Annotated in this window: 7 protein-coding genes; 1 reads left to right on the top strand and 6 read right to left on the bottom strand. The window is 72.5% G+C overall.

Annotated elements, in window-relative coordinates; translation table 11 throughout:
• Positions 1-103: 103 nt before the first annotated feature.
• From M8I34_RS40815 to M8I34_RS40795, 5 genes are all read right to left on the bottom strand, one after another.
• Complete coding sequence (locus M8I34_RS40815; protein ID WP_284051394.1) at positions 104-331, bottom strand: DUF397 domain-containing protein; 228 nt, start codon at positions 329-331, stop codon at positions 104-106.
• Between the two features lie 148 nt (positions 332-479).
• A complete protein-coding gene (locus M8I34_RS40810; RefSeq protein WP_250058122.1) occupies positions 480-1,646 on the bottom strand; it encodes a thiolase domain-containing protein in 1,167 nt (388 codons plus the stop codon).
• Positions 1,643-2,728, bottom strand: a complete 1,086-nt coding sequence (locus M8I34_RS40805) for a thiolase domain-containing protein (RefSeq protein ID WP_250058121.1) — start codon at positions 2,726-2,728, stop codon at positions 1,643-1,645. The genes M8I34_RS40810 and M8I34_RS40805 overlap by 4 nt, the downstream gene beginning before the upstream one ends.
• Positions 2,728-3,675, bottom strand: coding sequence for a Zn-ribbon domain-containing OB-fold protein (locus M8I34_RS40800; protein ID WP_250058120.1), 948 nt, complete (start codon positions 3,673-3,675; stop codon positions 2,728-2,730). The genes M8I34_RS40805 and M8I34_RS40800 overlap by 1 nt, the downstream gene beginning before the upstream one ends.
• Positions 3,676-3,689: 14 nt before the next feature.
• Positions 3,690-4,490: a crotonase/enoyl-CoA hydratase family protein gene (locus tag M8I34_RS40795; RefSeq protein WP_250058119.1), complete on the bottom strand. Its 801-nt coding sequence runs from the start codon at positions 4,488-4,490 to the stop codon at positions 3,690-3,692.
• A gap of 163 nt (positions 4,491-4,653) precedes the next feature.
• Between M8I34_RS40795 and M8I34_RS40790 the strand changes: the two genes are divergently transcribed.
• The gene (locus M8I34_RS40790; RefSeq protein ID WP_250058118.1) at positions 4,654-6,282 is read left to right on the top strand and encodes an acyl-CoA synthetase; all 1,629 of its coding nucleotides are present in this window, start codon (positions 4,654-4,656) and stop codon (positions 6,280-6,282) included.
• A gap of 41 nt (positions 6,283-6,323) precedes the next feature.
• Here the strand turns inward: M8I34_RS40790 and M8I34_RS40785 are convergent, their stop codons facing one another.
• The gene (locus M8I34_RS40785) at positions 6,324-7,049 is read right to left on the bottom strand and encodes a chorismate mutase (RefSeq protein WP_250058117.1); all 726 of its coding nucleotides are present in this window, start codon (positions 7,047-7,049) and stop codon (positions 6,324-6,326) included.
• Between the last annotated feature and the right edge of the window lie 145 nt (positions 7,050-7,194).

Here is a 7,194-nt window from a genome sequence, read left to right as displayed (position 1 = left end):
CAAGGCGGAGGAGGGAGTCGACGCGGAGCGTCGGGGAGTGACGACAACGCCGCAGATGCGCGTGCCAGACCCCGCGAGCCCGGCCTGATCCAAACGACAGGCCCTAGGTGAGATCGAATTCCCCATCGCGGGCATCGAGGACGAACGCACGCCACTCGGCGGGGGTGAAGATCAGCGCGGGGACGTCCGGGGTGTGGCGGTTGCGCATCGCGATATAGCCCTCGACGAAGGCGATCTGGACGCCGCCCACGCCCTGGGTGCTCGACTGCCACTCGGCCTGCGTCAGGTCGAGATCAGGCTTGGGTCCGCCCGCGAGCCGCTGCTCGGTCATGCTGTCGGTCACGTGTCCCGCTCCTCCCGGTACGTCGTCCGCGTCAGCCTAACCACTGTGTCCGGGGACGGACAGGGGACATGGCGGGGCGGTGGAGTGGTGGTCCGGGAGGGGGCGCGCCGGGTCGGCGCGCCCGCCCCCGGGGGTGTCAGGTGGCCGGCTGGTCGGCGCCGACCAGCCACATCGAGAAGAACTGGGAGCCGCCGCCGTAGGCATGTCCCAACGCCGTGCGGGCGCCGTCGACTTGATGGCCGCCGGCCTGCCCGCGTACCTGGAGGGCGGCCTCCGCGAACCGGATCATGCCGGAGGCGCCGATGGGGTTGGTGGACAGCACCCCGCCCGAGGGGTTGACCGGGAGATCGCCGTCGAGCGCGGTGACGCCCGACTCGGTGAGCTTCCAGCCCTCGCCCTCCTCGGCGAAGCCGAGGTTCTCCAGCCACATCGGCTCGTACCAGCTGAAGGGGACGTACATCTCGACCGCGTCGATCTGCCGGCGCGGGTCGGTGATGCCGGCCTGCCGGTAGACGTCGGCGGCGCAGTCCTTGCCGGCCTGCGGGGAGACGAAGTCCTTGCCGGCGAAGAGGGTGGGTTCGCTGCGCATCGCACCGCCGTGCACCCAGGCCGCCGGGTGCGGTGCGCGGGCGGCCCCGGTGCGGTCGGTGAGCACCATCGCGCACGCGCCGTCGGAGGACGGGCAGGTCTCGGAGTAGCGGATCGGGTCCCAGAGCATCGGCGAGGCCTGGACCTTTTCGAGGGTGAGGTCGGTTTCGTGGAGGTGGGCGTAGGGGTTCTTGAGGGCGTTGCGGCGGTCCTTGTAGGCGACGAGGGAGCCGACGGTGTCCGGGGCGCCGGTGCGCCTCATGTACGCGCGGACGTGCGGGGCGAAGAAGCCGCCGGCGCCGGCCAGCAGGGGCTGCTGGAAGGGGACCGGCAGGGACAGGCCCCACATGGCGTTGGACTCGGACTGCTTTTCGAAGGCGAGGGTGAGGACGGTGCGGTGGACCCGGGCGGCGACCAGGTTGGCGGCGACCAGGGCGGTGGAGCCGCCGACCGAGCCTGCGGTGTGCACCCGCAGCATCGGTTTGCCGACGGCGCCCAGCGCGTCGGCGAGATACAGCTCGGGCATCATCAGGCCCTCGAAGAAGTCGGGGGCCTTGCCGATCACCACGGCGTCGATGTCGGCCCAGGTCAACTGGGCGTCGTCCAGGGCGCGTCGGGCCGCCTCGCGGACGAGTCCGGCGAGGGAGACGTCGTGACGGGCGGCGACGTGTTTGGTCTGGCCGATGCCGACGACGGCCACGGGCTCCTTGCTCATCGCTCACCCTCCAGGACGGCGACCAGGTTCTGTTGCAGGCACGGGCCCGAGGTGGCGTGGGCGAGGGCCCGGTCGGACGCGCCCCGGTGGATGCGGGCGGCGGCCTCGCCGAGGCGGATCAGGCCGGCGGCCATGACGGGGTTGGCGGCCAGTGCGCCGCCCGACGGGTTGATGCACACCGTGCTGTCCGGTGCGTCGAGTTTCAGGGCGCGGCGCAGCACGACCTCCTGGGAGGTGAAGGGGGCGTGCAGCTCGGCGGTGTCCACCATGGGGGCACCTCCCATGCCCGTGCGGCCATGGGGGAGCTCGAAGGCACCGGCGCGCTCGGCGGCGAGCCGGGTGGACGGCGAGTCGGTGAGGTCGCGGACGCCCAGGCTGTGGGCCTCGATGCGGTGGTCGAGGCCGCGGATCCAGGCGGGGCGGTCGACCAGCCTGCGGGCGGTGTCGCCGGCGGCGAGGACGACGGCGGCCGCGCCGTCGCCGATGGGCGGGCAGTCGCCGGTACGCAGCGGGGCGACGAGCACCTCACCGGCGGGCACCTCGCCGCGCAGCTGGGCGTGCGGGTTGGACCCGGCGGCCGCCCGGCTGCGGGCCGCGATACCGGCCAGCGCCCGCGTATCGGTGAGTCCCGCGTCGATCAGGGCCTGGGCCTGGAGGGCGGCGAGCGCGACGGAGTCGGGCCACAGCGGGGCGACGTAATACGGGTCGAGCTGCCGGGTGAGGACCTCACGGAGATCGCCGGGCGAGGACTTGCCGTACGCGTAGACCAGTGCGGTCTCCGCCTCGCCGGTGAGGATCTTCACCCAGGCCTCGTACAGCGCCCAGGCGCCGTCCATCTCGACATGGGATTCGGAGATCGGCGGCCAGGCGCCGACGCCGTCCAGGGCCATGGTGAAGGAGAAGGCCCGGCCGGCGAGGTAGTCGGAGGAGCCGGAGCAGGTGAAGTCGATGTCGCGGGCCGCCAGGCCGGTCTGCGCCAGGACATCGTGGAGCACCGGCATCAGCATCTCGACCTCGGAGGTCTCCGCGCTGTCGCGGACGTGATCGCTCTGCCCGAAGGCGACGATGGCGACTTCGCGCATCAGATCAGCTCCTTGTAGCTGTCGTAGTCGGCATCGGGTTCGCCGGTGGGGCGGTAGTGGTCGGGGAAGCGGCCGCCCTCGGTCCAGACGGGTTCGACGCGCAGCCCCATGCGGACCTGGTCGTACGGGATGCCGCCGATGCGGGCGTGCAGCGCCAGGTCCGCGCCGTCCAGGGCGATATGGGCGTAGACGTAGGGGACCTCGATGTCGAGGTTCCTGGCCTTGATGTTGACGATGCAGAAGGTGGTGACGGTGCCGCCGGGGCCGACCTCGACCTGGGTGTCGGTGGCGACACCGCAGGTGGGGCAGGCGCCGCGGGGCGGGACGTAGACCTTGCGGCAGGAGGGGCAGCGCTCGCCGACGATCCTGTGGTCCGTGAGCGCCCGGAGGTAGCGGGACTGGGTGCGGCCGGGCGAGTAGGTGTAGTCGAGCCGGGTGGGGGTGGTGATACCGGTGACGGCGTCGGCGAACTCTCCGCTGTGCGCGGCCGGCCGGCTGTCGTCCGCGGCGCTGTCGTCCGGCTCGAAGCAGGCGATGTCGGTGATCGCGCCGGTGCGCTCCGCGGCCCAGCGGACCCGGACCCGCATCCCGGTGCGTACGGCGTCCGGGCCGGGTGCGTCCAGTGCGTGCAGCAGTGCGGTGTCGGCGCCGTCGAGCCGGACCAGCACCCAGGCGAAGGGGGTGGTGAGCGGCTGGCCGCGGCGTGGGGACGGGTTCCAGGCCCAGGTGGTGACGGTGCCGCCGGTGCCGACCTCGACCAGCTCGCGGATCTCCTCGGCGGTGACCGGGTCGTACTCGGTGGGCGGTACGACCACCCGGCCGTCGCTCGCGGTGACGCCGAGGACGGTGCGCTCGCGCAGCCCGGTGAGAAAGGCGCTCTGGACGGGGCCGAGCGAGCGGGTGAAGGGGAATTCCACGACGAGAGGCGCCGTGAGGACCTCTGACATGCGGGCTCCTTGGGTCAGGCGCGCCGGTAGACGGGCGGGCGCTTCTCGGCGAAGGCCCGGGAGCCCTCTTTGGCGTCGGCGGTGTCGAAGACCGGCCAGCCGCGGGCGAGTTCGGCCGCGAGCCCGTCGGTCTCGGTCATCTCGGCGGTCTCGTAGACGGAGGCCTTGACGGCTTCGACGGCCAGCGGTCCGCAGCCGTTGATCAGTTCCGCGAGCTCCAGGGCCTTGTCCAGCGCGGTCCCTTCGGGCACGACATGGCCGATCAGCCCGATGCGTTCGGCCTCGTGCGCGGGGTAGGGCCGGCCGGTGAGCAGCATCTCCAGGGCGTGGGTGCGGGGGATCTGGCGGGCGAGGCGGACGGTGGAGCCGCCGATCGGGAACAGTCCGCGCCGGACCTCGAAGAGCCCGAACGTGGCGCTCTCCCCGGCGACGCGGATGTCGGTGCCCTGGAGGATCTCCGTCCCGCCCGCCACGCAGTGGCCCTCGACGGCGGCGATCACGGGTTTGCGGGGGCGGTGATGCCGCAGCATCGCCTTCCAGTGCAGATCGGGGTCGGCGCGCAGCCGGTCGCGGTAGTGCTCGCCGGCCATGCCGTCGCCCGCGAGGGCCTTGAGGTCCATGCCGGCACAGAAGGTGCCGCCGGCGCCGGTGAGCACGATGGAGCGGATGCCGTCGTCCTCGTCGGCGGCGATCCAGCCGTCGTACAGCCCCACCAGCATCGGCAGCGAGAGCGCGTTCTTCGCCTCCGGCCGGTTGAGGGTGAGCACCAGTGTCGCGCCGGCACGCTCCACCGACAGATGTTCCGTGCTGCCCATTCCGTCCTCCCGTCTCGCGACGTAGAACAGGTTGCAGTAGCCGCACACCGACTTCAAGACCTTTCTGACAGGTAGTCAGATTTCTTGGCCGTGGCCCTTCCCTGCTCCTTCCGGCGGCGCTCTAATGACCGCCAAGCCGACGCCCGCCCGGTCTGGAGGAGACGTGGAGTACAACCTTGCCGACCTCTTCGAGTCGATCGTCGACACGGTCCCCGACCGCGAGGCGCTGGTGTACGTCGACCACCCCGGGACCGGCGCCGAACGGCGCCTGACGTACGCGGAGCTGGACCGCGCGGCCAATCGCCTGGCCCACCACCTCGCCGACCACGGCGTCGGCCCCGGCCGGCACGTCGGACTGCACCTCTACAACGGCATCGAATACCTCCAGGCCGTCTATGCCTGCCTGAAGATCCGTGCCGTCCCGGTCAACGTCAACTACCGCTATGTGGAAGAGGAGTTGGCCTACCTCTACCGGGACGCCGACCTGGCGGCGCTGGTCTTCGACGCGGAGTTCACCGCGCGGGTGGCCGCCGCCCTCCCGCAGGCGCCCGGTCTACGGCATCTCGTACGCGTCGGCACCCCGCCGGCCGACGCCCCCGAGCCGCGGATCACGCCCGTCGCGCTCGCGGACGCCGAGGCCGCTGGTTCCCCCGCGCGCGGCTTCGGCCCGCGCTCCGCCGACGACCAGATCGTCATCTACACCGGCGGCACCACCGGTATGCCCAAGGGCGTGATGTGGCGCCACGAGGACCTCTTCTTCGCCGGGATGGGCGGCGGGGCACCGACCGGTGAGCCCGTGCGGCGGCCGCAGGAGCTGGCCGAGCGGGTCGCGGCCGGCGGTGAGGGGATCGTCTTCTTCCCCACTCCCCCGCTGATGCACGGCACCTCCACCCTCACCGCGTTCATCGCCTTCCACTTCGGGCAGAAGGTCGTCGTCCACCGCAAGTACGTGCCCGAGGAGGTGCTGCGCACGATCGAGCGGGAGCGGGTCACCAGTGTGTCGCTGGTCGGCGATGCGATGCTGCGCCCGCTGGTCGACGCGCTCGCCGGGCCGCTCCAGGGCACTGACTGCTCCTCGCTGTTCAGCGTCAGCAGCTCCGGCGCGATCCTCTCCGAGACCGTACGCGCCCAGTTCAGTGCGCTGGCCCCGCACGTCATGCTGCTCAACAACTTCGGCTCCTCCGAATCCGGCTTCAACGGCACCGCCACCGAGGACTCGGGCCCCACCAACGGCTTCCGGCTGCGCGTCAACTCCCGTACGGCAGTGGTGGACCCGGCGACCCACGAACCGGTCCCGGCCGGCGAGGTGGGCCGGATCGCGCTGCGCGGGCATGTCCCGCTGGGCTACTACAACGACCCGAAGAAGACCGCCGAGACCTTCTTCGAGGCGCGCGGTGACCGGTGGGTGCTGCTGGGCGATATGGCCACCGTCGACGCGGAAGGCATCGTCACCGTCCTCGGCCGGGGCTCGCAGTGCATCAACTCCGGCGGCGAGAAGGTCTATCCGGAGGAGGTGGAGCAGGCACTGAAGGCGCACCCGGACGTCTATGACGCACTGGTGGCGGGCGTACCGGACGAGCGGTGGGGCAACCGTGTCGCGGCCGTTGTCCAACTGCGGCCCGGCGCCGCACCGTTGGACCTCGCGGGCCTCCAGCTCCACTGCCGGACCCGGTTGGCGGGCTACAAGATTCCGCGCGCCGTCGTCTTCACCGGCCACATCCAGCGTTCGCCCAGCGGCAAGGCGGACTACCGCTGGGCGAGGGCGGTGGCGGCGGGCGAGCGGACGGGCTGAGCCGGGCGGGCCGGCGGCGCGGCCGTGGCCGTGGCCGTTGGTCAGGCTCCGTCGCAGACCGAGCGCAGCGAGCGGGCCAGTGCCATCGTGTGCAGCCCGTCCAGGTGCCGCTCATGGCGGATCTGTGCGGCGGCCACGGTCAGCAGCGGCGCGCAGTACGGCGCCGAGCGGGCATGCGGGGAGCGGGCGATGGCCCGCACCAGCTCGCCGTTGATGCGGTTGATCTCCTTGCGCACCTCGTCGAGGTCGGGTCGCGTGGTCGGCGCCTGCGCGGGGTCCGCGTGCCACCTGCGGTGCAGCCCCCGCTGCACGACCTTGCTGGCCTCGATCTGGTCCCGGAAGATCCGCACCGTGGCCGCCGGATCGGCGCCCAGCCGCCGGGCCTGATCCGCCACCGCGTCCAGCACCTCCTGCTCACGGGCCGGGTCGTCGATCGGGCCGCCGGTGCCCCACTTCGCCGCGGCCACCAGATCGCCGGTGGCCAGCCGCTCCGCGGACAGCCCGGCGAGCGGTCCGAGCCGGCCGTGCGCGGAGTGCGCGGAGTGCGCGGAGTGCGCGGTGGCGGCAGCCGGGGCGGTGGCATTGGCCGACGAGGCAGTGACTGTGGCTGTGAGTGTGGCCCACGGGGCAGCGGCACTGGCCGACGGGGCGGTGGCCTTGGTCGGCAGGGCTGCCGGAGCCGCGACGGCCCCGCCGGTTCCGGTCAGCAGGACGGCGGCGGCCGCTCCGGCGGTCAGGGCGCTCCGCATCGAGGTGATCAGCTGCACTGTCGGCCTTTCTCGAACCCCGGGAAACCCCCGGGGAGTTCAGCGGCGGCATCGGCCATGAGCCTAACGGCTGTCCGTCATCCCCGGCGGGCGCGCGACGACGGCCCCGAGGCGGCCGGGGCGGCCGGGGCGCCATGGGCCCATG

It is taken from the genome of Streptomyces sp. MCA2, assembly GCF_023544705.1.
GTDB classification, from domain to species: Bacteria; Actinomycetota; Actinomycetes; order Streptomycetales; family Streptomycetaceae; genus Streptomyces; species Streptomyces decoyicus.
Note: the sequence above shows the minus strand (reverse complement) of the source record. Positions and strands in the feature narration are given on the sequence as shown.

Bases quoted from the DNA above. Each gene is read 5' to 3' on its own strand.
- M8I34_RS40815 (WP_284051394.1), bottom strand. From the start codon at position 331: ATGACCGAGCAGCGGCTCGCGGGCGGACCCAAGCCTGATCTCGACCTG.
- M8I34_RS40810 (WP_250058122.1), bottom strand. From the start codon at position 1,646: ATGAGCAAGGAGCCCGTGGCCGTCGTCGGCATCGGCCAGACCAAACAC.
- M8I34_RS40805 (WP_250058121.1), bottom strand. From the start codon at position 2,728: ATGCGCGAAGTCGCCATCGTCGCCTTCGGGCAGAGCGATCACGTCCGC.
- M8I34_RS40800 (WP_250058120.1), bottom strand. From the start codon at position 3,675: ATGTCAGAGGTCCTCACGGCGCCTCTCGTCGTGGAATTCCCCTTCACC.
- M8I34_RS40795 (WP_250058119.1), bottom strand. From the start codon at position 4,490: ATGGGCAGCACGGAACATCTGTCGGTGGAGCGTGCCGGCGCGACACTG.